Below are 25,036 nucleotides of genomic sequence, written 5' to 3' on the forward strand. Positions count from 1 at the left end.
CCGTCCCCACCCCTCACCTGGTGCTGACGGTGCGGAGCACCGTGAGCACCAGGGCGCGGGTCACCTCGACGATCTCCGAAACCGAAACCTGTTCCTGCGAGCTGTGGGCGACACCGATGTCACCGGGACCGAACTGCAGGGTCGGGATGCCCGCGGCCGCGTAGAGCCGCAGATCGCTGCCGTACGGAGCACCGCGTTCGGCGGCGACAGCGCCCCGGTTCGCCGCGGCGTGAGCCTCCCGCACCACCTGGCGCAGCGGATGTCCGGCGGGCAGACGACCACTGGCGAACTGGCCGCCCGGCCAAGTCACTGTCGCCGGGTTGTCGCGCAGCCAGGGGTCGGCCGCACAGGCCTTGGCCACGCACTGTTCCAGGGCGGCTCGGGCCGTCGCCGGGTTCTCATCGATGCGGACGCCGAACCGTCCCTCGGCGACCAGCAGGTCGGGCACGCTGCTGGACCAGTCGCCTGAGTGAACCGTGCCGACGGACAAGGCGTACGGGATCGCGTACTCGGCCATCAGCGGGTCGGGGTCGGCGTTCCGCTCGGCCTCCAGTCCGGCGAGGGCCCGGTGGATGGGCACATACGCGTCGATGGCACTCACGCCCGCGTCGCGGGAGCTGGCATGAGCGGCCAGGCCCGGAACCGTGATCCGAAAGGTCAGCGCGCCGGCATTGGCCGTGATCAGGGTGCTGCTGGTCGGCTCTGTGATGACACAGGCGTCGCCGCTGTGGCCGCGCCGAAGCGTGCCGAACGCGCCGAGCCCGCCGTCTTCCTCGCCGACCACGAAGTGCACCGCCACCCGGCCGCGCAGCCTGACCCCGCTGGCCCGGATCGCCTCCAGCGCAGCGAGATGTGCCACCAGTCCGGCCTTCATGTCACAGGCACCCCGGCCGTGCACCGTGTCCCCGACGACCCTTGGCACGAACGGGTCTCCGTTCCACCGCTCCGGATCACCGGGCGGTACGACATCGACATGCCCCTGGAGGATCAGAGTCGGTCCCTCACCGCCGTCCTCCGTCGTTCCCACAAGCCCCCACGCCTCGTCGCGAGGCGCCTCCGAACCGGGGAAGTCCGGGTGCGCCAGCAGCGTGGGAAGGTCCATGGACCACAGGTCGACGTTCAGCCCGAGCCGGTCCAGACGCCCGGCCAGATGGTGCTGGATCTCCGACTCGGCCGGACTCCCACTGACACTCGGGATCGAGATCAACTCCAGCAGGGACCGGGCAATGGCGGCCTCGTCGATCGCGGCCAGCGCGGCAGCCTCCTGGGAACTCAATTCGGCACTGAACACGTCGGTGGTCATGGGCGGTTGCTCCTGTCACGGCTCAGTGCGTCACTGCTACGGCACGGTGCTGCCCCACCGGATCTTAAGGGCCGACAATTGGGTACTCAATCTCCATATTTAGCCGACTGGCAGCGATTTTCCGCGCGCGTAATCTCCGATGGAACGCGTGCCGTGCGTTTGTGAATCACGGGCTCTGGCACTCGGGCGACGCGCTCGTGGTCGGGGCTGCATTCGCGAGCTCGCCCCTGATCGGTGCGGTCACCCCGAGCAGTGCGACCGCGCCGGTTGCGTGCTCTTCGGCGCGGGCCGGGCCGCACCCCTCGTCGGACGCACCGGCAATCCGGCTGCCGGTGTCCGCAACCGCTCTTCGGCTGTCAGCGGTTGCCCGGGTCCACCAGACCGGATTCGTAGGCGAGGACCACGAGTTGGGCCCGGTCGCGGGCATGGAGTTTGGTCATGGCCCGGTTGATGTGGGTCTTCGCGGTCATCGGGCTGATCACCATGTGGTCGGCGATCTGTTGGTTGGACAGGCCCCGTGCGGCCAGGGCGACTGCTTCGCGTTCGCGTCCGGTCAGCTCCTCCAGCGCGGCACCGACGGTGGGAGGCGGCTGGCTGACGTACCGGTGGATCAGCTTGCGGGTGATGGACGGGGCGAGCAGGGCGTCGCCGCGGGCGGCTACCCGCACGGCGTGCAGGAGGTCCTCCGGCACGATGTCCTTGACCAGGAACCCTGCGGCGCCGGCGCGCAGTGCTTCGAAGACGTACTCGTCCATGCCGTAGTTGGTCAGGATGACGACGTGCACCCCGGCCAGGGCCGGGTCCGCGGCGATGCGCCGGGTCGCCTCGATGCCGTCCATGACCGGCATCCGGATGTCGATGAGAGCGACGTCGGGCAGGTGCTCCTGGGCGAGCGCCAAACCCGCCTCTCCATCGGTGGCTTCGGCAACCACCTGGATGTCGTCTTCGAGGTCGAGCAGCGCGCGGAAGCCGCTGCGGATGAGTGGCTGGTCGTCGACCAGCAGGACATGGATCATGATGCTCGTTCCACGGGGAGTTCGGCCTGGACGGTGAAGCCATGCTCGGCGCATGGTTCGGCGCGCAGTCGGCCGCCGAGGGCGGTGACGCGTTCGCGCATGCCGAGCAGCCCGAGGCCGGGGGCCGGAGCGTCGTCGGGGGTGGCCTTGCCGTCGTCGTCCACTTGGACGGACAGCCCGTCGGGACGGTATTCGATCCGAACCGCCGCGGTGGTGGCAGAGGCGTGCCGGGCGGTGTTGGTCAGCGCCTCCTGGACGACGCGATAGGCGGTCCGGCCCACGGCGGCCGGCACATCGTGCCGTTGCCCTTCGATCGTCAGCGTCGCGTCCAGGCCCATCGAACGGGCACGCTCCACCAGTTCCGGCACGTGCTCAAGGCTCTGCGGCGGGTTCGTGTCGTCGTCGCGCAGGGCCTCCAGTGTCGCGCGCAGCTCCCGGGTCGCCTCCCGCCCGGCCGTCTGGATCGCGAGCAGCGTCTCGGGTACCTGCTCGCCGCGCCGGCGGGCGACGTGGACGGCGACCTCGGACTGCACCTTGATGATCGAAATCTGGTGGGTGAGGGAATCGTGCAGCTCCCGCGCGATGCGCAGCCGTTCCTCGTCGGCGCGGCGCCGAGCGGTCTCCTCCCGGGTGCGCTCGGCTTCGTCCGCCCGCCGCTCGGCCTGCCGCAGCGCCTCCCCGGCGGCGAAGGCGGCGATCAGCCAGGCGATCTCCAGCACGTTCCGGGCCTGTGCGAACGCCTCGCGCGCCGGCCCGTCGCGGAAGACCAGAGCCGTGAGAGGGAGGACGACGAGGAGGGACACGGATGCCGTCACCGTCAGGGCGTGGCGCCCGGTCCGCACGGCGCCGTACACGGCAACCAGATACGAGACCGCGAGCACCTCAAAACCCGCCGCCTCGTACCCCACCGCGCACAGACCGGTGACAGCCAGCACGGCCATCGGAGCCCTGCGACGGGCGACCAGCGCCAGACCGCCCGCCGCCAGCAGCACGGCACCGAACCACTCGCGCCCCCCGGCCGGGGGCTGCCCGGACAATCCGGTTCCCAGCAGCAGTGCCGCCACGCTGACGGCAACCGCCCAGTCCATGGCAGCGGGCGGGACATGAAAACGCCCTGTGTCCATGCGCGCACCCTAGCCGGACAGTGCCGCGGGGGAGTCCCGCCCACGGACGAGCGGTCGGCTACCGCACCCGCGGTACTTGCTCGCCGCCTGCCGCATGCGAGGCAGTCGACTGCTGTGCCGACGGCAGTCCGAAGAGACTGCGCCCGGCGAACGACCAGCAGTGCGGTCGGCAGGCACTCTCGGAGCACAGCGGAAACCGCAGGGAATCGCGGCGCACGAATTGGAGGAGAGTGGCATGAGCGCAACAGATGTGCTGACAGTGGCCGCCGAGGGCGGAATCGTCGGCGACGGGCGGACCGGGGCCAACCTGGCCCTCGGAGTAGGCCTCATCGGAGTGGCCCTCGGCCGGCTGGCCCTGGCCCGCGTCGCCGGGCGCATCAGCACCGGCAACGCGCGCACAGGCGCCCTGTCGGCCATGGCGGTGGGCCTGGCCGGCGTGGCCCTCGCGGCGCTGCATCTGGCCACCTCCAGTGGTGGCCCCGGCACCGGCAACGGGATGGTGGGAGCCATCGTCGCCATCCCATTGGGCCTGATCGCCGTCGCCCTCGGCCGGCTCGCTCTCGCCCGCTCCCGACGCACTGAGCGAACCGCCGACCGCTTCGGACCCGAGCGGGAGTTCAGGTCCACGTCGTAACCAGCCGGGCGGCGGTGGGCGGGCGTGTTCATCGCAGGGTTTGCGGGGGCTCGGTTTCCACGTGGGGCTACTCCCCGGGTTGCGGGCGTATTCGAGTCCGGTGATGCAGGTGTCTGCGACGGGGATGGCCATGACGCCGTCGAGTTCGCCGCAGACCGAGATCGCCGACGGGCGTCCGGTGCCGACCGTGGACGTGAGCCGGTCCGACGCGCCGTGCGCCACCGACTCTCGGGCAAGCGGTCCTGCTGGAGGGCACCAACTACAACAGGCAGGCGAACCGCGGGTGGGGCAGAGCGGCCTTCCGAGTGTGCCGGGTCCGGGTCGCCCGTTCATGAGTGGCTTCAACCAGGGGCAGCTGGTTGGTTCGGACAGCGTGCGGCTTCACGGGCACTGCAGCCACTGGCTGTACCAGGTGTGAAATCCGGGGGCCGCCGGGACGAAGCCTCCCCAGTCCGGGTCGATCCGCCAGACTTCGCCCGCTCGCGGACCGTTCAGGATCAGCCGGATGTAGCTACCGCAGCCCTCTTCGGCCAGCATGAGCGTGCCGAATGTCAGCTCATCGGCCGACGCCGCTACGCGGCCGGGCAGGGGTTCATTGAGGGGGAACGGCGCGGCAAGTCGGCCCGGCAACCGGTCTTCGTTCCACTCGTCGTCCACGGCCCACTCCTCGCCGTCGTCCGGGCGGGGGAGTGTGAGCGGCATCAATCCGTGACCGGGACCAGCGGGACCGTTTCCCACCTGCGCGACAAAAGACCGGTACTCCGGCGGCAGATTGATTCCGTGGGATTCCTCGAAAGCCCTGATCTCCGCCTCGGGCAGCGCAGGCGCCGACTCGTACCGGTGTGTACTCGCTCCGAAACGCTCCAACCTCCGGTCCTGGGCCGCCATCTCCCGCAAACGAGTGCGTACGCCGTCCTTGTCCCAGCTCTTCACCCAGCGACCGTAACAAGCACAATGCGCGCGTGAGCAGGGGCGTCACCGCGTCGACGTCGGGCATTTCGCGACTAGGCGCGGGAGCGGAACCACTACGCCGCAAGCAACCCGGTGACATCGGAAGGCCGATGCAGTCCACGGCAGCCCCTACGACGACACAACCCACGCCGCTCGTACTCTCACTGCCGCTGGAACTCAGCCTTCCGCCGTACTTCTGCTGTGTGGCGTGGTCCCCCCCACCCCGACGATCCGTACGCTCCCAGGTGGTACTGATCCGTAGCCATCGGTTCGCCGGCAATGGAGGCCCACCGTGCACCCTGGCCATTCCCGTCTGATGATCTGGACAGCCCTGGTCGCCCTGTTCATGGCGGTCCTGCCGGCGACCGCGACCGCGACTGCGGCCGTCGGCAGCGGGGGCGAGGGCGGTGTCGCCCGGGTCGTGGCAGAGGAGAAGGTCGGACCTCGTCTCCTCGACCTGACCGTTTCGTCGCCCGCTCTGGGGCGTACCGCCAAGGTACGGCTGCTGACCCCGGACGGCTGGGACGAGCGGCGGAGTGGCCAGCGGTGGCCGTTGCTGTTCCTGCTTCACGGCTGCTGCGACACACATGACAGTTGGACCCGCGAAACCGATGTCGCGACGCTGCCGCAGCTGCGCAGCACGCTGGTCGTCATGCCCGAGGGCGGACCGGCCGGCTGGTACAGCGACTGGTGGAACCACGGCAACGGCGGCCCGCCGGCGTGGGAGACCTTCCACCTGCGTGAGCTGCGCCCGTTGCTGGAGCGCGACTATGGCGCCGGTCACCGCCGGGTGATCGCCGGGCTGTCCATGGGTGGCCTCGGCTCCCTGCTCTACGCCGCACACCACCCCGGCATGTTCCGGGCAGCGGCGAGCTACAGCGGCGTGGTGCATCCCCTCTACGGCGACTTCCCGTACGGCCTGATGGACTTGTTGAGGGAGTTCGGCGAGGACCCGCTCGCCCTGTGGGGCGACCCGGTGGCCCAGCGCACCATCTGGGAGGCGCACGACCCGTACTACCTCGCGAACCGGCTGCGCTCGACCTCCGTCTTCCTGTCGAGCGGCAACGGCACCGCCGGCCCGTTCGACCCGCCCGGGGCCCATGACGACCTCGAAGCAGTGCTCAACGAAATGAACCACGCTGTCGCCGGCCGACTGAAGGCCGCCGGAGTGCGGCTCACCACTGACTTCTACGGGCCCGGCACCCACGACTGGCCTTACTGGGAGCGTGAACTGCACCGCTCCCTGCCGCTACTGCTGCGCGCCCTGCGACAGGCTTGATGACCGAGCCCAACCAACGGTTGCAGCTGCGATTGCGTGAAGAACAGGCTCGACGAGGCCCAACCGACTGTGCGTGGGTGAGGCGGGTTTCACCGAAGCCCGGCAATCAGAACTGTTTCACGGTCGACCAGGTGGCCACGTTCTCGGGGTGCACCAGATCCGAGGTCGTGCCGGTCAGACGACGGTCGAACCGACTACGGGTCCCGGCATAGCGCCCGCGCGAGCCGCTGTCCCACTTGACGATGAAAAATATCGAGTCACCGTCCACTTTCCCGCCGGACTCCAGGGAGCCTTTCATGCTGCCGGTGTTCGCGCTGCCCTTGAGGAGGCCATTACTGTCCTGGAAAAGGGTCAGACCGACACCGATTCCGTTGCTTTGGTGGAGACTCCACTCACCCTGTGCGCTGAAGTTTGCTGTCATAGCTGTGCCTTTCGCGCGATCGACTCGGTGGGTACGACGTGGCCTGCCGATGAATTGTCAATCTATTGCTGGATGTTGCGGTGTCCAGAGGTGGCACATATTCCGGACCGTTTCGCGAACAGGAGGTACTTGAGGGGCTAAGGGGCGTTCTGTGGGTGACCTAATAGCTGTTCCGTAACTGATCCTTGGAATGATGGTGGTTGGTCACTTGTCGAAGCCCCGGCGATGGTGGAGTCCACGCTGACCAGGCTGAGATCGGCGTCGTCGCAACCACCGACACTCCCTCGTTTCATCTCCCCGTGCGGCCTCACCGGGCGGGCGCAGGAACGTCGCAGGATCCTCCCGCATGGCAGGCGCTCCCGTAGGAGGACTCCGCGTCGCCCTCGTACGGGCACTCGCCCGACCGGGGGTTACCAGCGTGATCGTCGGCGCGAAGCGCCCCGACCAGCTCACCGAGAACCCGGCCGCCGGCCACTTGGTCCCCACTGACGAGGACCTGGCTCAACTGGAGCCCGTGAGTGGCGGAGCCTGAGTGTTCTGGCTGGGCGCCTGGAGGGGAGCATCGTCCGCTGCAGCATGGGCGGCGACGGTGATCCGGAGCTGTTGGTAAAGGCGCTCGTCCTTCAGCCCTTCACCGCCCCCGAAGTGAGGCCTTGAACGATGTGGCGGCTGGCAAAGGCGAACAGGAGCATGGTGGGCAGGATGGTGAGCACAGCAGCCGCGGACATCGAGCCCCAGTCGATGTTGAAGCTGGAGATGAAGCCGTTCAGGGCCGTGGGGACGGTCTTGTTGCTGTCGCTGTTCATGAGCGTCACCGACAGGAAGAGCTCGTTCCAGCAGTTGACGAAGTTGAAGATGAACGCGGCGATGATGCCCGGGCGCATCACCGGCAGCAGGACCCGGAACAGCGCTGCGAACCGCGACAGGCCGTCGATCATGGCTGCCTCCTCAAGCGCGTCCGGGATGTTCTCGAAGAAGCCGCGCAGCATCACCGTGCAGAACGGGATGCACACCGCGATGTAGACGAGGATCAGGCCGAGTCGGTTGTCGACCAGTTGCAGGTCGGTCATCAGCAGGTACAGCGGTCCCAGCGCGATGAACGACGGGATCATCTGAGTGACCAGCGCGGCCATCAGCAGAGCGGACTTGGTGCGGAACTCGAAGCGGGCCAGCACGTACGCCGAGAGCATCGAGATCGCCGTGGCCGTCGCGCCGGCCACGGTGGAGACGATGAGGCTGTTGGCGAGGTAGGTCCCGAAGTCGGCCGTACTGAACAGGCCGCTGTAGTTCTCCAGGGAGAACCGCTCGGGCCAGTAGGCGAGCGGGAACTGGAAGATGTCGCCGGGCGCCTTGAGCGAGGTGACGGTGATCCAGTAGAGGGGGAAGACGGTGAAGAGCAGCCACATGCCGAGGAAGGTGAACTTGACGGCACGGCCGGCCGTGGACTCCTTGCCGATCACGGCCTCACTCCCTTCTTCTCGCGCGTGGCCGTCAGGAAGAACACCGCGAACACCAGCAGCGCGGCCACCACGAGGAGGCCGAGCGCGGAGGCTCTGCCGTAGTCGCCCTGCTGAGTGATCTTGATCATCCAGGTGGTCACGATGTGCGTCTCGTTGTTCGGCCCGCCGCCGGTCATGCCGAAGATCAGGTCGGGGAAGTTGAAGATCCAGATCACCCGAAGCAGCACGGTCAGCGCCAGCGTGGTGCGGATGTACGGGATCGTGATCTGGAAGAGCGTGCGTGCCTTGCCCGCGCCGTCCAGCGCCGCCGCCTCGTAGAGCTCGTCGGGGATCGACTGGAGCGCGGCCAGGATCATGATCGCGAAGAAGGTGACGCCGTACCAGATGTTGGCGATGAGGACCGCCGCCATGGCCGCCTTCGGGTCCGCCAGCCAGGCGATCGGCTCGTCGATCAGGCCTGCCTTCTGGAGCAGGTCGTTGACGACACCGAACTCGCTGTTGAACAGCCAACGGAAGAGGACGCCGATCAGAAATCCGGAGATCGCCCAGGGGAAGAAGATCAGCGCCTGGTACAGGCCGCGGAAGCGGAAGCGGCGGCGCAGCCACAGCGCGAGGGCGAAACCGATCACCAGCTGAGGGACGATCGAGCCGAGCACCCAGAGCGCGGTGTTGCCCAGTACGGTGCCCCAGGCGGGGTCGGCGAAGACGTCGCGGAAGTTCTTGATCCCGACCCAGGAGGTGTCGGTCAGATCGGTCAACTTCCAGTTCCGGAAGGCCATCTGGGCGCCCGCGATCATGGGGTAGTACGTGAAGACCGCCACGAAGACCGCGGCCGGAGCCATGAAAGCGGCGATGCGCAGACCGCGCCGGGTGGTGAACTCCCGTCGCCGGCCCCCGCGGGGGAGGCCTCGCTTGTGCGAGCCCTCCCCACTGCCCTGCGCCGTCGTCTTCGTCGCCGTTGTGGACGTCACGGACATGTCTACTGCTCCTGCTGCCACTTCTCGGTCCAGAACGCGTCCCAGCCCGCGACCAGCTTCTTGGGCGTGGTCTTGCCGAGGATCAGCTTCTGCACGTCGGCGTCCGCCTTCTGCTGCCACTCGGCCCACCAGGTGACACCGCGCGGCTGGGTGACGACCAGGTACTTGTCCGGCTGCTCGGTCATCGTGACGTAGCTCGACCAGGGGCCGGTCTTGTAGAAGGGGTCGCTGGTCGCCGACTTGAGGATGGGCACCAGGCTGTTCTTCTTGGTGAACGTCGTCGACGCCTCGCCCTGGGAGAGGAACTCGACCAGCTTGACGGCCTCGGCCTTGTGCTTGCTGCCTTGGGCGACACCCCACCCGGCGGTTGCCAGCGGCTGCACGGTCTTGCCGCCGGGTCCGGCCACGAGCGGCGCGGTGCCCCACTGATCCTTCGAGATGGACTTGGACTCGGAGACCGTGGCGATCACTTCGGGGTCCTGGAGCAGGAATGCCGTGGAGCCGTTGGAGAAGGCCTCGACCATCTCCGGGTAGCCCCAGGCGACGGACGACTTGGGGGAGGCCTGCTTGAACAGCTTGAGGTAGTTCTCCATGGCGTCTTCCGCCTCGGGGGCGGAGAAGATCGTACGGCCGTTCTTGAGCTTGAAGCCGTTCGCCGGGTCCACCTGGCCGGCGAGGTAGGCCTCGATGGCGGCAGTGGCGTTGCTGTTGGAGTTGGCGCCGCCGCGGAAGGCGTAGCCGTAACGGCGCTGAGCCGGGTCGTGGATGGCGGAGGCCTGCTCCAGCAGCTCCTGCCACGTGGCCGGCGGTTTACCGAAGCCCGCCTCCTTGATCAGGTCGGTGCGGTAGAAGAGGCTCAGCCCGTAGAAGCCGTACGGGACGAAGTACGTTCTGCCCTTGGCGTCCTTCGAGGCGTTGACGGCGTTCTCCGTCATGGCCTGCCAGCCCTTCCAGCCGGCGAGGTCCTTCTTCATGTCGTAGAGCCAGCCATTGTTCGACCACGGCCCGACGGTGATGTCGCGGACCTCCAGGACGTCCACCCCGCTGCCGGACTGGAGCATCTGCTGGAGCTTCTGGTCGGCCTGCTCGGTGGGCGGGGAGACCAGGTTGACCTTGATCTTGGGGTTCTGCTGCTCGAAGTCGGCTATGAGGTCCTTGAGCAGGTCGGTGCGGGTCGGGTTCGTCAGGCTCTCGACCATGTTGAGGGTGACTGTTCCGCTCGCGCCGGGGCTCATGGTGGAACAGCCGGTCACAACCATCGCGGCGGCGGTGCCGAGCGCGAGAGCTGCCGTCCTTCTTCTCATTGTGCTGACCTCTTCCTTCAGTTTTCTCGTGCCCACTGCCCGAGGACGGGGACGCATTCCTCGGCGAAGTACTCGTAGTCGGCGGCGGTGTTGTAGACGTGGGCGGACAGGCGCATGTAGCCGATGCCGTCGAAGCTGGTGAAGGCCGCCTCCACGCCCAGTTCGAGAGCCACCCGGTCGCGCAGCGCGTCGGCCTCGATGCGGTCGGCGGCGAGCCCGTCCGGGAGGCGCACCAGGCGCATGCCGGGGACGGGCATGCCGACGTCGACCGCGGTGTCCGCGCCGGTCAGTTCGGTGACCGCGGTGCCGATGACAGAAGCGCCGTAGTCGGCCAGGTCGTCCATGTAGCGGCGGGCGGCGGGCCAGCCCCAGGTGCGCTCGATGAAGCCGAGGGACGTCGGCGCGGCCAGGTAGGACGTGGCGTCGACGGTGCCCTGCTGGTCGAAGCGGTCCGGATAGGGATCGGCCGCGGCCCAGGAGTCGATGAGGGGGTGGAGCCGGTCGCGCAGCGGGCCGCGGGCGACCAGCGCCGCGGTGCCGCGCGGGGCACAGCCCCACTTGTGGAGGTTGCCGGTCCACAAGTCGTACGTCGCGTCGGCGAGCGGGGCGGCGAGCAGTCCGGGCGCGTGCGCGCCGTCGACGAGCACGGGGATGCCGAGCCGGCGGGCCTCCGCCCCGATGCGTTCCACCGGTAGTCGCCGCGCGGTCGCGGAGGTGATCTGGTCGACGACGACGAGTTCGGTGGCGTCGCCGAGTTCGGCGGCCACGGCTTCGTACGCATGGTCCTCGTCCGCGTCCAGTGGCACCCGGGCGGTACGGACCTGGCCGCCCCATCGGCGTGCCAGCCGCTCGGCACCCATCGTCACGGCCCCGTAGCCGTGGTCGGTGACGACGATCTCCCCGCCGGGACGCAGGGTCAGGGCGGAGTAGACGACACTCGCGCCGGCGCTGGCGTTCGGCACCAGGGCGAGGTCGTCGGCGCTGACGCGCAGGAAGTCGGCAAGCTCGACTCGGGTGGCGGCGAGGCGCTGCGGCAGCGCCGGGAACCACACCACGGGGGAGCGTTCCATCTCCACGCGCAGCAGTTCCTGCCGTTCCTGAGCCACCAGCGGAACCGCCCCGAAGGAGCCGTGGTTCAGGTGCTTGAGGGCAGGATCCAGCGACCACGCCCGGTCGGCGGGCCGGCCGTCCCCCAGCAGCAGAGGGCGCGGTGCGGTGGTCACCTCGGTCTCGCTCACAGGACTCCACATCTGGGCAGGGCGGGACCACGGAAGATGAGGCTCCGCCAGACACGTTTGATGACTCGGTATCCTGCACCGCCTTTCTCGGCGGAAACAAGGGTCGTACAGTGAAAGTCATCAGATGACTTTCGAGTGGCATGCATTCGACACATCAGAGACTCGCTACAGTGCTCCGAGGGGACAGCGTCTGATCGCCGGCCCACCAGGCGAGGAAGAGGGGACGAATGTCCGCAGTCGAGAAGGCGTTCCACGGCCTACGGCACATGATCGGGACGGGGCGCCTCGGTCCGGGCGAGCGCATTCCGCCCGAGGGCGAGCTCTGTGAGGAACTGGGCGTCTCGCGGGGGTCGCTGCGCGAGGCCGTACGGATGCTGGCCGCCCTGGGCGTCATCGAGCCCCGGCACGGCTCGGGTACGTACGTCTCACAATTGAGGCCCGAGGACGTGATCGGCAGCCTGTCCCTGACCCTCGAACTGCTGCCGCTCTCGGGCCTGTTGGAGGTCTACGAGATCCGGCGCGTCCTGGAGGCTCACGTGGCCGCACAGGCGGCGGCGCGCTGCACACCCGAGGCCGTGCGCACGCTCTTCTCCCTCATCGAGGACATGGAGGCCACGAGCGACCCCACCAAAGCCTCCGAACTCGACCACCGCTTCCACGCGGAGATCGCCCGCGTCGGCGGCAACCCCACCCTCGCTTCCCTCCTGGCGGTCTTCCGTGCCCGCTCCCGCAAGTACCAGGTCTTCACTCTGCCCGAAGGCCCTGACCTGCGCCGGAAGAGCGACGACGACCACCGCGTCCTGGCCACCGCCATCGCCGACCGTGACCCCGTCGCCGCCGCCGGCGCGGCACAGGCGCACGTCGCCCAGACGGAGCGGTGGCTGCGCGCGTTCATGCCGCCGGTGGAGGAGACCGACGCCACGGAGTGACCGTGTGGGACTGGCACGTCCAGGTCCAGCGGCCGCCTGTTCGGCTCCAACCGCGCCATCACGATGCCCCGTCGACGGCGACATCGGCACGAACCCGCCCTACCTACGCCTCGTAACGGCAGCGGCACGCCAGTGAAGCGGGCTACGCGACCGGCCCTGTGACCGCGTCGGGGCGGGGCACGGATGACCGTACCTCCCCGCCAGGTGGCACAAGGTGCCCGTCACGTCAGGGGGCAACGATCGGACCGATTCGGCAGTCGTAGGGAGTGACGGATTTCCGTCTCTGGAGCACTCTGCCAACTACCGCCCCTCGTCTGGTGGCCGGCAGCAGGGCCTGTCACCCCTGGGAGGGTTCATGAGCCGCTTCGCAGCACCGCCTGGCGACAGACCGAGCGGCGGGCGCGACATCGCCGAGCCCTTCGTCGGCGCACGCGCCCCGCAGAGTGAGTTCGTCGGTCGCGCGACAAGCCGCGGTGTCGTGCTGGGAACCGTCGTCGTTCTGCTGGCAGGGGGCGGCGCCTCGGCCAACGCCGCGACCAGCGGACCGGTGGTCAGCGGTGCCACCATCAACTCCGGACATGATGTCATCGTGGGTATCACGCACGACGTGGTGTTCCCGGTCACGGTCAGCGGATCGGACGATTCCGGCCTGTCCCTCGTCGACGTGGATCTGAAAGGGCCGCACGGCGGCTTCTACACCACCGACGCATTCTGTGAGAGCGCGACGGCCTGCACGACGGTGTTCACCGTCAACGCTCACCTTGCGCCAGGCGGCGACGATCCGGTGGACCTCACCAACGCCAACGCGGGAGCATGGTCGGTCGACGCCCTGGCCGACGCCAACGACGGCGATTCCGTCTTCGCCCCCGGCGTGGGGTCGTTCAGCCTCAAGCGTGCCGCGCAGCTCACGGTCAACGCGTCACCGGAGCCGGTGACCAAGGGCGCTCGTATCACCGTCACCGGCGAGCTCGTGCGGGCCAACTGGGACACCTATCGGTATGCGGGATACGCGGGTCAGAGCGTGAAACTTCAATTCCGCCCGAAGGACAGCAGCACCTACACCACGGTGGCCACCGTAGGGACCGGCAACACCGGCACCTTGCGCACCACGGTCAAGGCGGTCAAGGACGGCTACTGGCGGTGGAACTTCCCCGGCACGACCACCACCGGCCCGGCCAAGGCCACCGGTGACTACGTCGATGTGCGCCCCTGACCCGACAAACACCGTAAGCAGGCAGCGTCTGTCAGGGGGACCCGAGTTCCCGCTCGCGCTGGAAGCGGTCGGCACGCCGCTCAGCTTGAGTTTTAACCTCCGACCAGGTGTTGAGAGTTGCTGCGCGGCACGAATGGGCAGGTCGCATTGCTCCCAGTCCCGGTCCTTCCCCCTCGACGAGGGTTTCGGGACACCGGCCGTGGGGCGCAAGGTCTGCCGGTGTTCCATAGCGCCCATCCCGGCTCACGGGACGTAGCCACTATGGCCGACCGCTCCGTCGGCCCGGCGCGGTGAGGAAGCAGTCCGACGCCCGGTGGGTGACGGAGCGGTCAGTGAGGTGCCTGGTCAGGGCTGGCGGGCGGGCTGGAACAGCTCGATGAGGTTGCCTGCCGGGTCGGCCAGCAGGATCTGACGTCCTCCGGGGCCGGCGACGACCTCACTGCGGAAAGCGAGACCGGCACTGCTCAGCCGAGCGATCTCGGCGTCGAGGTCGTCGTAGGTGAGGTGGATACGGTTGCCGCCCGCGACGGCTGCCTCCTTGGGGGTGGCCCGGGCGCCCGAGCTCGCCGGGCCCGACAGCAGCAGCCGCAGCCGGCCGCGGAGCACGTCGGCGAAGGCAGGGGCGGCGCTGGTGTGCAGCGTGAACCCGAGGTGGGTGGTGTAGAAGTCGGTGGCGGCCTGCACGTCATCGACGAGGTAGCGGACGCTGACGTATTCGTCGTGAGTGGTCATGGCTCGGACCTCGAAACGGTGTCGGGGATGTTCAGGGCCGGCATCAGGAACCTGATGCGGGTGTCTATGTCTGCGGCCGCGTGCTGGAAGGCCGCGTAGCCGGCCTGGCCGCTGTCGTCCGCTGCGCCCGGGTCGGCCATGCTCCAGTGGACTTGCCGCGGGCCGAACTCCGGGCAGACCTCGCGAGCCTTGTCGCACAAGGTGATCACGTGGTCGAAGCGGCGGCCGGCCAGCGTGTCCACGTGCTGGGTGCGGGTACTCCCGCCGGAGAGGTCGATGCCGAACGACTCGCGCAGCACCCGGACCGCATGCGGGTGCAGGTGCGGTTTGGGACTGGTGCCCGCGCTGGCTGTCGTTACGCGGCCGCCGGTGTGGTGGCGCAGCAGGGCTTCAGCGATCGGCGAGCGGGCGCTGTTGCCGGTGCACACGAAGAGCACCGCCACATGGTGGGATCGTGCCCCAGTGACCGGACGGCATGGGAGTGCGCGGTCCTGGCGCAACGCCGGGTGCAAGGCGGCGCCGCTGGCTGCAAGCGCCTCAGCGCAATGCTCCAGGTCGAGGTGGTAGTAGCTGTCCCGGCCATCGAAACTGCTGCGTCTGGCCGCAACCAGGCCGCCGTCGCGCAGCAGCCGCAGGTGATACGACACCAGGTTCTGGGGCTCCCCGACGCGTTCCACCAGTTCACGGACCCGATGGTCGCCGTCGGCGAGTGCCGTCAGCAGCCGCCAGCGCAGCGGATGCGCTGCCAGTCGGAGGAACTGGGGCGGTGTGGCTGTCACGTTCCGGGGATGGAATCCCATATGTCGAAGGTACATCAAATGAGATTGATGCATCAACCTCGATCGATCGGTTGCCGGCGGGTGCGGCGGGCCGCAATCGCGCTGTCCGCGCCCGTCGAGGTGGCATGACCTGGATCACGTCAAGAGGCGGCCTGATCTTGGAATGCGCGGATTCCCGCCGTCGCCGCACTGTTGACCGGCTTGCCCTGTGTAGGGGTGCGCTGGGCAACGGGGCTCGACGCGGCCGGCCGAGGTGGGTGTCCCGCGACCTCGGCCTTCTCTGCTCCCTCGTCCCTGTACCGCTGTCTTCGAAAGGTTCTCCCGCACCATGGGTCTGGCTCTGCCGGCCCTTGCTGTCGGTCGTCGCGTTCGGCATCGGCACGACCGAGTTCGCCACGATGGGGTTGCTGCCCCAGATCGCTGACGGGGTCGGGGTGTCGGTCCCCATGCCGGCAACCTCGTGTCGGCCTACGCGCTCGGCGTGGTCGTCGGTGCCCCCGTGCTGACCGGCATCGGTGCACGCGTACCGCACAAGAGGCTGCTGCTCTTGTCGGGACTGTTCGTGGTCGGCAACATCGCCTCCGCACTCGCCCCGAACTTCGGCCTGCTGTTCGCCGCGCGTTTCCTGGCCGGGCTGCCGCACGGGGCGCTGTTCGGCGTCGGCGCCGTCGTAGCCTCCCGGCTGGTCGCCCCCGAACGGGCTGCACGCGCCGTGTCGAGGATGTTCCTCGGCCTGACGGTCGCCAACATCATCGACGTCCCGGCCGGCACCGCGCTCGGCCAGCAGCTGGGCTGGCGGTCCGCATACTGCGCCGTCGCCGTCATCGGGCTTGTCGCGCTCGCCGCACTGGCCGCATTCGTCCCTCACCAGCCACGCGGTCAGAAGGCTGGCATCCGGCACGAGGTGCGGGCCATGGGCAACCGGCACGTCGCGATCGGACTGGCCACGGCGGTGGTCGGGTTCGGCGGCTTCTTCGCCGTCTACAGCTACCTCGTGCCGATGCTGACACACCTGACGGGCATCTCGGACACCTCGACCACCCTGGTCCTCGCGCTGTACGGCGCAGGCATGACGGTCGGAACGCTGATCGCGGGCCCTCTCACAGACCGCGCCCTGCGCCCGACTCTGTGCGGGGCTCGCCCTTCTCGCGGCCGGGCTGGTGACGTTCTACTTCACCGTCCACAGCACCGTTGCGGCCCTGGTCACCATCACCTTCATCGGTGCGATGGGTGCCTTCATCACCACCCCCGTCCAGATGCTGCTGATGGCGAAGGCCAAGAACGCTCCGACGATGGCCGCGGCCTCCAACCACTCCGCCTTCAACCTGGCCAACGCGGGCGGCGCCTGGCTCGGCGGACTGGCCATCTCCGCGGGTGGGGCTGGGCCTCACCGAACCTCGTCGGCGCCGCGCTCGCCGTAGCAGGACTCGGCCTGGCCTTCACGGGCGGCCTGATGGACCGGGGCGGCCGGCGCTCCGAGAGCTCCGAAGTGATCACGTCGTCCGCTGCGGAAGCCCCGACGGAAGGGGCACCCATCACCCCCGCCAAGGGATGACCACGGCTGCCGACGTCGCTTCGCGGTCGGGCACGCCCGCAGACCGCGGACAGGCCTGCGCGCCAGGGGTCCGCCACACAGCCGCCCCTGGCGGCAGCGCCAAGTGCCGCCGCGGTCATCGACCTGTGCCTATGAAAGTGCAGGGACAGGCCTGGCTTCCGTATTTTCGTGAGCCCGTGCAGGAGTCATTGATCGAGGCCGGGTCATTCTTCAGCCCTCGCATGCGGGCGCCGGCAGTCCGCCCAGCGGCAGCAGATCGCGGAAGCGGCGCCCCGCCACGGGCACATACGTACGAGGCCTGCGGAATGCGGATCTAAGACGATCAGGCCTTGAGCCCCACGCCACCGAACATGGCTACCTCGGCGGGCAGATCGGTCTCGATGCCATCCGGTCGCCAGCGGTTGCAGGACACGACGCCCGGATCGAGGAGCTCCAGCCCGTTGAAGAACCCGGCGATGTCGGATGGCGTGCGCTGGGTCAGCTTCGGTGTGCCGTGCTCGTTCCAGAACGCCACCGCGGCGTCGACGTCCGGCATGTCTGGCCGCGTGATCGTATGTGAGAGGACGAGGTGGCTGCCTGCAGGCAGCCGGTCCGTCAGACGACGCACGATCCCCGACGCCTCATCGTCGTCCTCGATGAAGATGACGACACCGAGCAGCATCAGCGCCACGGGCTCACTGAAGTCCAGGGTTCGCCCCGCCTGCTCCAGGATGGTGTCGACGTTGCGCAGATCCTCGTCGAGATAGTCGGTGCGGCCCTCTCGCGTGCTGGTCAGCAGGGCTTCGGCGTGGGCCAGCACGATGGGGTCGTTGTCGACGTAGACGATGCGGGCGTCCGGAGCGATCCGCTGAGCGACCTCGTGGGTGTTGTCGGCCGTGGGCAGGCCGGTGCCGATGTCGAGGAACTGCCGTATCCCGCGCTCTCCGGCGAGGTACTGAACGGCGCGCCCGAGGAACTGCCGATCGGCGAGGGCGTAGTCGCCGATGCCCGGATGCAACGCGCGGATCTGGTCTCCGGCGGCCTGGTCGACCTTGTAGTTGTCCTTGCCGCCCAGCCAGTAGTTCCAGATTCGGGCCGTGTGCGGCTGGTCGGTCTTGATTCGCTTGCGCGCCTCGGTCGCGGCAGCGGAAATCTCGGTCACGCGATGTCCTCCAGATCAGCCCGATTCAGGGGTCAAGGAGCAACCTAGCGGCAGGAGTTGGGGAGAGCGACTCCGCCCGGGGCGAGCGCAGCGCGGTACTGGCCTGGCCACAGTCATCGCATCCTCCTATGAGGTACCCGGCTGCTTCCCGGCAGCCCGACGCTTCGTCCGTCAACTCTGCAGTGCGCAACTCCCGTGCAGTGCCGTACCACTACGGCACTGCCAGGCCCCCAACGCGTCAAATAGACCTCAGATTGGGTGGTTCCGGCATGAACGGACCGGGTCTGCGGGCCGTATTCTTACCCGATCGAGGTGGGTATCCCGCCGAATTCCTCGGTCTTGTGGGGTTTGTGCTTACGGGTCGTGAGTACTGCGGCCGCGGGGGATGAGGGGCAACCATGGTGACGGCGAGTAACACGGTGCGGACAGGCAGCGTGCTTCCGGTGGACGCGGCGCGCTGGGCGATGTGGACCTTCGTCCTCGTCAACGTGGTGATCGTGGAGGTGTTGTTCCTCGACGCCGGTTCGGGCAAGAACGACGTACTCACAGTCGCCAAGTTCTTCGGACTCAACGCGGCCCTGCTGCTGCTGTTCCAACTGCTGCTCGTGGCCCGGCTGCCGTGGCTGGACCGCCGCATCGGGATGGACCGGCTCACGGTGTGGCACCGCTGGGTCGGCTTCACCCTGCTGTGGACCGTCCTCACCCATGCCACGCTGGTGGTGCTCGGCTACGCGAGGCTCGACGACACGTCCATGAGGAAGACGTTCGTCGCACTGAGCGGGGTGCCGGCCTCCCTGCTGGGCATGCTCGCCGCGGCCGTCATCGTCGTGATCGCCGTGATCTCCACCCGGCCCCTGCGGCGCCGACTGCGGTACGAGGTCTGGCACGGCCTGCACCTGCTGCTCTACGTGGCCCTGGGCCTGGCATTCGTCCACCAGTTGCAGGAGACGACGACGTTCACGTCCTCCGCGTTCGCCACGGCCTATTGGTGGATCCTGTGGCTGTTCACCTTCGGCGCGCTGATGACCGGTCGTGTCGTCATGCCGCTGTGGCGCAACGCCTACCACCAGTTCAGCGTCGCGGCCGTGGTGCCGGAGTCGGACAACGTGGTCTCTGTGTACGTCACCGGCCGGCACCTAGACAAACTTCCTGCCCGGGCGGGTCAGTTCTGTATCTGGCGGTTTCCCGGGCACCACCACTGGTGGCTGGCAAATCCCTTCTCACTGTCGGCGGCGCCCGACGGGCAGGGGCTGCGCCTGACGGCGAAGGCGGTGGGCAGCGCGAGCGCCGGCCTGCGATACGTTCCGGTCGGCAGCCGTGCCTTCGTCGAGGGGCCGTACGGGGCGTTCACCTCGTTGCACCGGACCCGGCGTGGCGTCCTGCTGATCGCGGGCGGCGTGGGGATCACGCCCATACGGGCCATGCTTGAGGAACAGACGACCGGCGACGCCGTCGTGCTGTACCGGGTGCGCAGCGAGGCCGACGCAGTGCTGCTGAACGAGGTACGCCACCTGGTCGCGCTACGGGGCGGACGGTTGCACCTGCTCACCGGCAGAACCGGCGAGGGCGGCGCCCCGCCGTTCGGCGCGAGCAGCCTGCATCAGCTGGTCCCGGACATCACCGGACGCGACGTGTACGTCTGTGGCCCGCCAGCCATGACCAGGGCCGTGCTCGCCGGCCTGCGAGAACTGCGGGTCCCCTCGCGACAGGTGCACGCCGAGAAGTTCGGCCTGGCCTGAACAGAAAAGGGTCCCGACGTCGAGACGGCCAGATGCGGGGCAACTGCGTCGAGTTTGCCCGCCGAACCGCCGCCACGGCCTGGAACCTGCGGTGCTCAGAGTGCGCCGTGGCAACGAGACGCGCGGCGTTCCGTAGGCGGCACCTGGGCGCTGAAGGTGCCGCTGTGTGTGGCACCAGGGCTGCGAAGGCCCGGGCCGGTCCACGACGGCGTGTGGTGGACCGGCTGGAAGCGGCATGGTCCGGCACCACCCGCACCCACACCCGCACCCATACCCGCACCCGGACCAGCCACCACCGGCTCCGGCTCCGGCTCCGGCTCGATGATGCCGGATGGCTGTCGTCCGCCATCGGACGCCTCCGCCACTGCCCGAAGACGACCTCCGCGGCCTCCAGTCGGGCCCCCTCGATCCCCGGCAATTGCCTGCGCAGCAGTTCAGCCAGCTCGGCCAGATGCATCCGTCGTTCGAAAATCCACGTCAGCACGTCCACGATGGCGATCCCTCCCGCGGCCGAAGCCACGCGGAAAGCCGAGCCCGCACCCGGAAGCGCAAAAGCCCCCTGACGGACGATCACGTGCTACCGATCTCCGCTCCGACCAGCACGAGAATCCCGTCGAGACGCCACGCCAACACCGCTGACCAGCAGGGAATCAGGATGACGTGGCCTCATTGCCCGCCGTGACCCCGGGCGGCTAGGGTCCGACCACGAGTGATCGCACAGTCGTCGAAGCGTGCTGCCCCACAGCGGGACCGCGTCGACACGGGGGGAAGTTGTGAGTACAGAGCCCGATTCCGTGGCACCCATATCCGCACCGAACACCGGCCCGGATCCCCGGACCAGCTACGGCCTGGACATGCCGGCACCCGACGCTGGCCCGGCCGTCCGCACCGGCCCCGACTCCGGCAACTCCCAACCGGCGGACCAGGCACACCAGATGCCCGCCCCGGGCGGCCCCACCGACGTCCGCGACCGGAATCCCGCACCCGGGACGAATCCTGACCCCGGCTTCAACCACAACGGCGTCCAGGCCATGTCGGCCGGCACCGGCCCGGGAAGCGCCACCGGCCCGAGCGGCACCCCCGCTACCCAGGCCGGCGGCGCGGACGACAACGGTTACGGTGTGAGCAACGCCGAACTCGGCAAAATGGCCGACGAGTTGGACCTGGCCGCCCAGATCCTTGAGAAGGCGGACAAGGGCTTGGCGGAATCCGACGCCACAGCGCGTAGCCACAACATGCTCACCAGCGGACACATGCTCAAATCGACAACGGGCGACTGGGACGACGAAATCACCCGCCTCGCCAAGCAATGCCGCTCAATGGCCGACAAGATGCGCCAGACGCACACGAATTACACGGCTCAAGAAGAGCGGACGGCGCAGGATTTCCAGGCGATCCTGGCTTCTCGCGAGGGGGATGCGTAATGGCAACGCTAACTGACCGGCCGGAGGGGCAGGACCACGCGCACCCCGATGCGGTCGAGCGGCAGGACATCACGGTCGGGGAACTGGAAGACGTACGTCCGCAGGCCTGGTCGCGGGCGGCCGGCGAGTGGGCCGACCTGGCCGCGGCGGCCACCGAGGCCCGGGACCACATCCAGAACGTCCTGCTCAAGCTACCCTTCGTCTGGGCGGGCCCGACTGCCATGATGGCCCGCATCCAACTGTCCGTACTGCATGACGAATTGACCATCGCACACCGCGAGTCAAAGGCTGCTTCAGCCACCCTCGAAGCGGCGAAGAGCGGCTTCGAGCTCGCCCGCACCTGGCTTGGCGAGGCCCAGGCGATGGCCCGGTCGAAGGACCTGACCCTGCACGACAGCGGCGGCGTCACCATTCCCGAGCGGGACTACCCGCCCAACGACCCGGACAGCGCGGGGGCGGCCCGGCAGGATCAGGAGAACGCGGACAGCCTCCTCACGCGCGCGACCGCCGCCCTCAGCTACGCCGCCGACGTCAACGAGCACACCGGCTACGAACTCGAACGCATCAAGAAGGCGGTGGCGTACACCGTCCTGGACGACCAGACCGAGACCGCCGTCAATGCCGACACCAAGGGCGCCAAGGATCTGAACCGCGTCTTCTCCGGTGCGGGCGGAGTGCTGCTCCCGCCGCCCCCACCCGACAAGGGTTCCGGCGACTACAACACCCGCGAAGCCACCGACGAGGACCGTGCCATCAAGAACAAGATGGGCTTCTTCGCCATGGGTTCCCCCGCGGTGCTCGGCGGCCCTCAGTCGGCCAAGCACATGCTGCACTACCTTTCCAACACCGGGGAACCGCTGGACATCGACGTGGACGCTTTGATGGGCGACCTCCCGGACATGAATCGCAACGTAGAAGCCCAGCTCGCGGAGAACGCCCCCAACTGGGAGGCGCAGGCCCTCGCCGAATACGAGCGCACCGGGAAACCCGTGAAGTATGTCCAGCAGACAGGCTGGCAGGGCTGGACCGCCGAGAAGGACCCCGACTGGTATCACGCGGTCGGCTCCTTCCACTACAACACGGTCGCCCAGGTCGAGGTCGTCCCGGGCCCGGACGGCGAGCCCAAGACCACGATCCGCTACCAGACCCACGTGTACGACCGCTACAACTGGGACGCGAACAAGGGGACTCCGGTACCCGCGATGGGCAACGTGTCGGACGCCCAGATGGCCAGGCTCCACCAGTCGGGTCAGGCCAAGGAGTACGACATGGGCGGGCAGAGCGAAGTGCGCACATGGAACGGGTGAGTACGCCTGTGGGCCCCCCGAGGCCGCGCCGGCGCAGGTGGCTGGTGTGGTTCCTGGCCTTGTGCGTGGTGTGGACCCTCGGCGTGATCGTTTGGGCGGCCGTCGCGCTGCTCACGCCGGCCGGTGACAGTTCGCAGGAGGCCGTGGAGCGCAAGGCGGGGATGCACCACGATCAGCATCAACCCGCGGGCCGCTACTACGTACCGACGTACGCCAGGGTGGAGAAGGACGGCACCGCGGTGCTCCGGTACGAGGTGGGCAACGGCCAGGACTCAAGCGTCAAGGACTTCCTTCGCACGTACGACATCACCGCCGAGCCGAAGCGCACCAGCCCGTCCGAGGTGACGTACGCCGACCGCTTCGGCGACGTACGGCGAACGTTCACGATCACCTACAACCCGTCGCCTGAGCCCGGTGGGTACGACTACGCGCGGATCACCGTCAGAGCCAGTGGCACCGACGCAAGCTGAAGGGCCGGGAGCAGGCCGGGAGATGTGGAGCCGTCAGCCCCGAACTCCCGTCCCGCGGCAACGCATCGCGGCGAGGCCGACGACCACAGGTCGGCCTCGCCGTCGAGCAGCTGCCCACTACTGGGTCGGGGGCAAGATCACCGCGGCCCGCCAGAACAAGATCACCGGCGCCTGCGCCACCGCGAACGCACCGCCGTCGAGCACGAGCTGCGGCAGAGGCTTCACTTGCCGGCCGACGGGATCCGCGTGTTCCCGCTGTGGCTGACCCCCGTGCCGTGCGGCCACGTTCACGGGCTGGTCATGTCTCTGATGGGAGTCGGCGTCCGTCGAACACAGTGCGTGGCATCCAGCGGATGGCGGCCGCCACCCGGCGAGGGCTGTTCGCTTGGAGCAGCCGATGTTCCGAGTTGGCCAGGAACTCGATGAGATCGGCTCTGCCGGCGTTCTCGGTGACCGGGATGGCAAGGCGCACCGTATGAGGCCCCCACGGGGTCATGTCGAGGCGTTGCAGTCCTTGCACCCAGTTGTACTTGGGAGTTCCGGCCAGCATGACCGCGATGACGGGCGGGGGACAGAACGCGGGAAAGTGCGGGTGGGCCAGTTCGTTGCTGACCAGGCCCAGGGCCCCGCCGAGATCCGAGAACCTCGAATTGCCGATCTTCAGGTCCTGGTAGGCGAACTGATCGATCGGTGTCATGCGCACGTGCCAGGAAGCAACCTCTGCGAAGGAGATGACGCCGAACTTCAGACCGATGCCCGGATTGCTTCTGCTGATCGACTGTAGTTCCGGGATCAACTCCCGTATCGCGAAGTTGGTCGCCGCGAGGACTCCGTGGTCGGCCATGGCGAGGGCCCGGTCGACGAGGAAGTAGAAGTGCACGGGGCCCGGGGAGTCGGGATCTGGTGCGGGGATGTGAGGTTCTGGCCTGGAGATCTGTGCCCTGTTGCGGAACAGGGCGATGGAGTCACCGCTGTTGCGGATCCGTTGATGGGGATCAGGCCAGTTCTTGGCCCTGAGTTCGGCACGGACGTGCCGGTAGAGGGTGTCCATGGTCAGTAGCTCGGGGCCGTCGGGAATGCCCTGGGACACGGCTCGGATCAGTTCGCCGGTGAATGACGTATACGGCTCGTCCTCGGGCGCCAGAGAGATCTTCGTGGCGCCGGATGAGGTCATCACGTACGCGCCCTCGATATCGGTGAGGTCGGCCGCATCGGGTGTGGGGCCCAGGTAGCCGGTGAGGGCGCGTGCGCTGTAACAGCAGTCCAGGATGACCACCTTGCGCTGGGCGTTGCACTCCTCCACCACGAGGCGGCGTACCTCTTCGTAGGGCAGTGCCCGGTAGAGGCGGCCGTGATCGGAGTTCGGCAATGCCAGGAGCAGATCCCCGGAGTGGGAGATCAGGCCGTGGCCGGCGAAGTAGAAGACGAAGGTGTCCTCGGCCTCCGTCGCGGCGTCGTGCACGGCATCGAGAATGGCATCGGAGGAGAGATCGGAAAGGATGCGGCAGTGGTCGGGCTGCCGGAGGCCGAACAGGTCTGGGGCGCTCAGCAGATCGGCGAGAGCCGTGACCGTGCGCGGCACCGATGGCAGGGCGGAAAGGTGACGGTAGTCGTCGATGCCCACCAGCACGGCGCGGGACCGTGAGGGATCGGCGAGTTCCATCAGTCATTCTCCGGGACGCGTCTTTGGGCTGCCCGGAGTGCCTCGGCAATGCGTTGAACCGTCTCCTCGGAGCCGTCCGCGAGGGTGAGGGGCTCGCCCGTGACGATCAGGGTGACGGGTGCGGGTGCCCGGCGTGCATGCCGCCAGGCGGAGTAGGACAGGGCGAGATTGAGAGCGGAGAAGCCCTGGCTCAGAATCAGGTCGATCACGTCGACCGTGCCCATGGCGCCCGCGGCAACGGCGGGGTTCAGTTCGATCTTCGCGTGCTGCCTGAGGTCCGGGTCCTGCCGTAGCCAGCGGTACAGGTCGGTGAGGGTGTCGTGATCCTCTTCCTGCACGGCGATCTGAATGCGCATACCTGTCCCCCCGAAACCGCG

General features: G+C 68.3%; 23 protein-coding genes and 1 pseudogene. 10 read left to right on the forward strand and 14 right to left on the reverse strand.

Features of this window, described 5'->3' with window-relative positions:
• Positions 1-13: 13 nt before the first annotated feature.
• From POF73_RS33170 to POF73_RS33180, 3 genes are all read right to left on the reverse strand, one after another.
• A complete protein-coding gene (locus tag POF73_RS33170) occupies positions 14-1,303 on the reverse strand; it encodes an ArgE/DapE family deacylase (protein ID WP_272122748.1) in 1,290 nt (429 codons plus the stop codon).
• A 356-nt stretch (positions 1,304-1,659) separates the two neighbouring features.
• Positions 1,660-2,319 (reverse strand): response regulator, encoded by a 660-nt coding sequence (locus POF73_RS33175; RefSeq protein WP_272122749.1) that lies wholly within the window; start codon positions 2,317-2,319, stop codon positions 1,660-1,662.
• Entirely contained in the window at positions 2,316-3,443 is a 1,128-nt protein-coding gene (locus POF73_RS33180; RefSeq protein ID WP_272122750.1) for a sensor histidine kinase, read from the reverse strand. Before POF73_RS33180 ends, POF73_RS33175 begins: the two co-directional genes overlap by 4 nt.
• A gap of 235 nt (positions 3,444-3,678) precedes the next feature.
• On the opposite strand from POF73_RS33180, the gene POF73_RS33185 reads away from it, so the two are divergent.
• Positions 3,679-4,077: a DUF6223 family protein gene (locus tag POF73_RS33185; protein WP_272122751.1), complete on the forward strand. Its 399-nt coding sequence runs from the start codon at positions 3,679-3,681 to the stop codon at positions 4,075-4,077.
• Positions 4,078-4,458: 381 nt separating this feature from the next.
• On the opposite strand, the gene POF73_RS33190 is transcribed toward POF73_RS33185, so the two are convergent.
• Positions 4,459-5,010, reverse strand: a complete 552-nt coding sequence (locus POF73_RS33190) for an SMI1/KNR4 family protein (protein WP_272122752.1) — start codon at positions 5,008-5,010, stop codon at positions 4,459-4,461.
• Between the two features lie 334 nt (positions 5,011-5,344).
• On the opposite strand from POF73_RS33190, the gene POF73_RS33195 reads away from it, so the two are divergent.
• Positions 5,345-6,307: an alpha/beta hydrolase gene (locus POF73_RS33195; protein WP_272122754.1), complete on the forward strand. Its 963-nt coding sequence runs from the start codon at positions 5,345-5,347 to the stop codon at positions 6,305-6,307.
• Between the two features lie 106 nt (positions 6,308-6,413).
• Here the strand turns inward: POF73_RS33195 and POF73_RS33200 are convergent, their stop codons facing one another.
• Positions 6,414-6,728: a hypothetical protein gene (locus POF73_RS33200; protein ID WP_272122755.1), complete on the reverse strand. Its 315-nt coding sequence runs from the start codon at positions 6,726-6,728 to the stop codon at positions 6,414-6,416.
• A gap of 346 nt (positions 6,729-7,074) precedes the next feature.
• On the opposite strand from POF73_RS33200, the gene POF73_RS33205 reads away from it, so the two are divergent.
• Positions 7,075-7,260 (forward strand): hypothetical protein, encoded by a 186-nt coding sequence (locus POF73_RS33205; RefSeq protein ID WP_272122756.1) that lies wholly within the window; start codon positions 7,075-7,077, stop codon positions 7,258-7,260.
• A 91-nt stretch (positions 7,261-7,351) separates the two neighbouring features.
• On the opposite strand, the gene POF73_RS33210 is transcribed toward POF73_RS33205, so the two are convergent.
• The 4 genes from POF73_RS33210 to POF73_RS33225 are packed head-to-tail and all read right to left on the reverse strand — an operon-like array spanning position 7,352 to position 11,707.
• Complete coding sequence (locus tag POF73_RS33210; protein WP_272122757.1) at positions 7,352-8,188, reverse strand: carbohydrate ABC transporter permease; 837 nt, start codon at positions 8,186-8,188, stop codon at positions 7,352-7,354.
• Positions 8,185-9,165, reverse strand: a complete 981-nt coding sequence (locus tag POF73_RS33215) for a carbohydrate ABC transporter permease (protein WP_272122758.1) — start codon at positions 9,163-9,165, stop codon at positions 8,185-8,187. Before POF73_RS33215 ends, POF73_RS33210 begins: the two co-directional genes overlap by 4 nt.
• Positions 9,166-9,167: 2 nt before the next feature.
• A complete protein-coding gene (locus tag POF73_RS33220) occupies positions 9,168-10,469 on the reverse strand; it encodes an ABC transporter substrate-binding protein (RefSeq protein ID WP_272122759.1) in 1,302 nt (433 codons plus the stop codon).
• A gap of 17 nt (positions 10,470-10,486) precedes the next feature.
• On the reverse strand, positions 10,487-11,707 hold the full coding sequence (locus POF73_RS33225; protein WP_272122760.1) for an aminotransferase class V-fold PLP-dependent enzyme: 1,221 nt from the start codon (positions 11,705-11,707) through the stop codon (positions 10,487-10,489).
• 227 nt (positions 11,708-11,934) lie between these two features.
• Here POF73_RS33225 and POF73_RS33230 point away from each other — a divergent pair, with 227 nt between their 5' ends.
• Positions 11,935-12,636 (forward strand): FadR/GntR family transcriptional regulator, encoded by a 702-nt coding sequence (locus tag POF73_RS33230; RefSeq protein ID WP_272122761.1) that lies wholly within the window; start codon positions 11,935-11,937, stop codon positions 12,634-12,636.
• A 355-nt stretch (positions 12,637-12,991) separates the two neighbouring features.
• On the forward strand, positions 12,992-13,849 hold the full coding sequence (locus tag POF73_RS33235; RefSeq protein ID WP_272122762.1) for a calcium-binding protein: 858 nt from the start codon (positions 12,992-12,994) through the stop codon (positions 13,847-13,849).
• 345 nt (positions 13,850-14,194) lie between these two features.
• On the opposite strand, the gene POF73_RS33240 is transcribed toward POF73_RS33235, so the two are convergent.
• Positions 14,195-14,581: a VOC family protein gene (locus tag POF73_RS33240; RefSeq protein WP_272122763.1), complete on the reverse strand. Its 387-nt coding sequence runs from the start codon at positions 14,579-14,581 to the stop codon at positions 14,195-14,197.
• Positions 14,578-15,381, reverse strand: a complete 804-nt coding sequence (locus POF73_RS33245; protein WP_272122764.1) for a metalloregulator ArsR/SmtB family transcription factor — start codon at positions 15,379-15,381, stop codon at positions 14,578-14,580. The genes POF73_RS33240 and POF73_RS33245 overlap by 4 nt, the downstream gene beginning before the upstream one ends.
• A 377-nt stretch (positions 15,382-15,758) precedes the next feature.
• On the opposite strand from POF73_RS33245, the pseudogene POF73_RS33250 reads away from it, so the two are divergent.
• Positions 15,759-16,915: pseudogene (locus POF73_RS33250) on the forward strand (MFS transporter).
• 322 nt (positions 16,916-17,237) lie between these two features.
• On the opposite strand, the gene POF73_RS33255 reads toward POF73_RS33250, so the two are convergent.
• A complete protein-coding gene (locus POF73_RS33255; RefSeq protein WP_272122765.1) occupies positions 17,238-18,056 on the reverse strand; it encodes an SAM-dependent methyltransferase in 819 nt (272 codons plus the stop codon).
• 398 nt (positions 18,057-18,454) lie between these two features.
• Here POF73_RS33255 and POF73_RS33260 point away from each other — a divergent pair, with 398 nt between their 5' ends.
• The 4 genes from POF73_RS33260 to POF73_RS33275 all read left to right on the forward strand — a co-directional run bounded on the left by POF73_RS33260 (position 18,455) and on the right by POF73_RS33275 (position 22,996).
• Entirely contained in the window at positions 18,455-19,795 is a 1,341-nt protein-coding gene (locus POF73_RS33260) for a ferredoxin reductase family protein (protein WP_272122766.1), read from the forward strand.
• Between the two features lie 854 nt (positions 19,796-20,649).
• Positions 20,650-21,219: a hypothetical protein gene (locus POF73_RS33265; RefSeq protein ID WP_272122767.1), complete on the forward strand. Its 570-nt coding sequence runs from the start codon at positions 20,650-20,652 to the stop codon at positions 21,217-21,219.
• Positions 21,219-22,526: a hypothetical protein gene (locus POF73_RS33270; protein ID WP_272122768.1), complete on the forward strand. Its 1,308-nt coding sequence runs from the start codon at positions 21,219-21,221 to the stop codon at positions 22,524-22,526. Before POF73_RS33265 ends, POF73_RS33270 begins: the two co-directional genes overlap by 1 nt.
• Positions 22,523-22,996 carry a hypothetical protein gene (locus tag POF73_RS33275; RefSeq protein ID WP_272122769.1) on the forward strand — a complete coding sequence of 158 codons (474 nt, stop codon included), beginning with the start codon at positions 22,523-22,525 and terminating at the stop codon, positions 22,994-22,996. Before POF73_RS33270 ends, POF73_RS33275 begins: the two co-directional genes overlap by 4 nt.
• Before the next feature lie 298 nt (positions 22,997-23,294).
• Here the strand turns inward: POF73_RS33275 and POF73_RS33280 are convergent, their stop codons facing one another.
• On the reverse strand, positions 23,295-24,659 hold the full coding sequence (locus POF73_RS33280) for a caspase family protein (protein WP_272122770.1): 1,365 nt from the start codon (positions 24,657-24,659) through the stop codon (positions 23,295-23,297).
• The gene (locus tag POF73_RS33285) at positions 24,659-25,015 is read right to left on the reverse strand and encodes an effector-associated constant component EACC1 (protein ID WP_272122772.1); all 357 of its coding nucleotides are present in this window, start codon (positions 25,013-25,015) and stop codon (positions 24,659-24,661) included. Before POF73_RS33285 ends, POF73_RS33280 begins: the two co-directional genes overlap by 1 nt.
• Positions 25,016-25,036: the final 21 nt, after the last annotated feature.

It is taken from the genome of Streptomyces sp. HD, assembly GCF_028369295.1.
GTDB lineage: Bacteria > Actinomycetota > Actinomycetes > Streptomycetales > Streptomycetaceae > Streptomyces.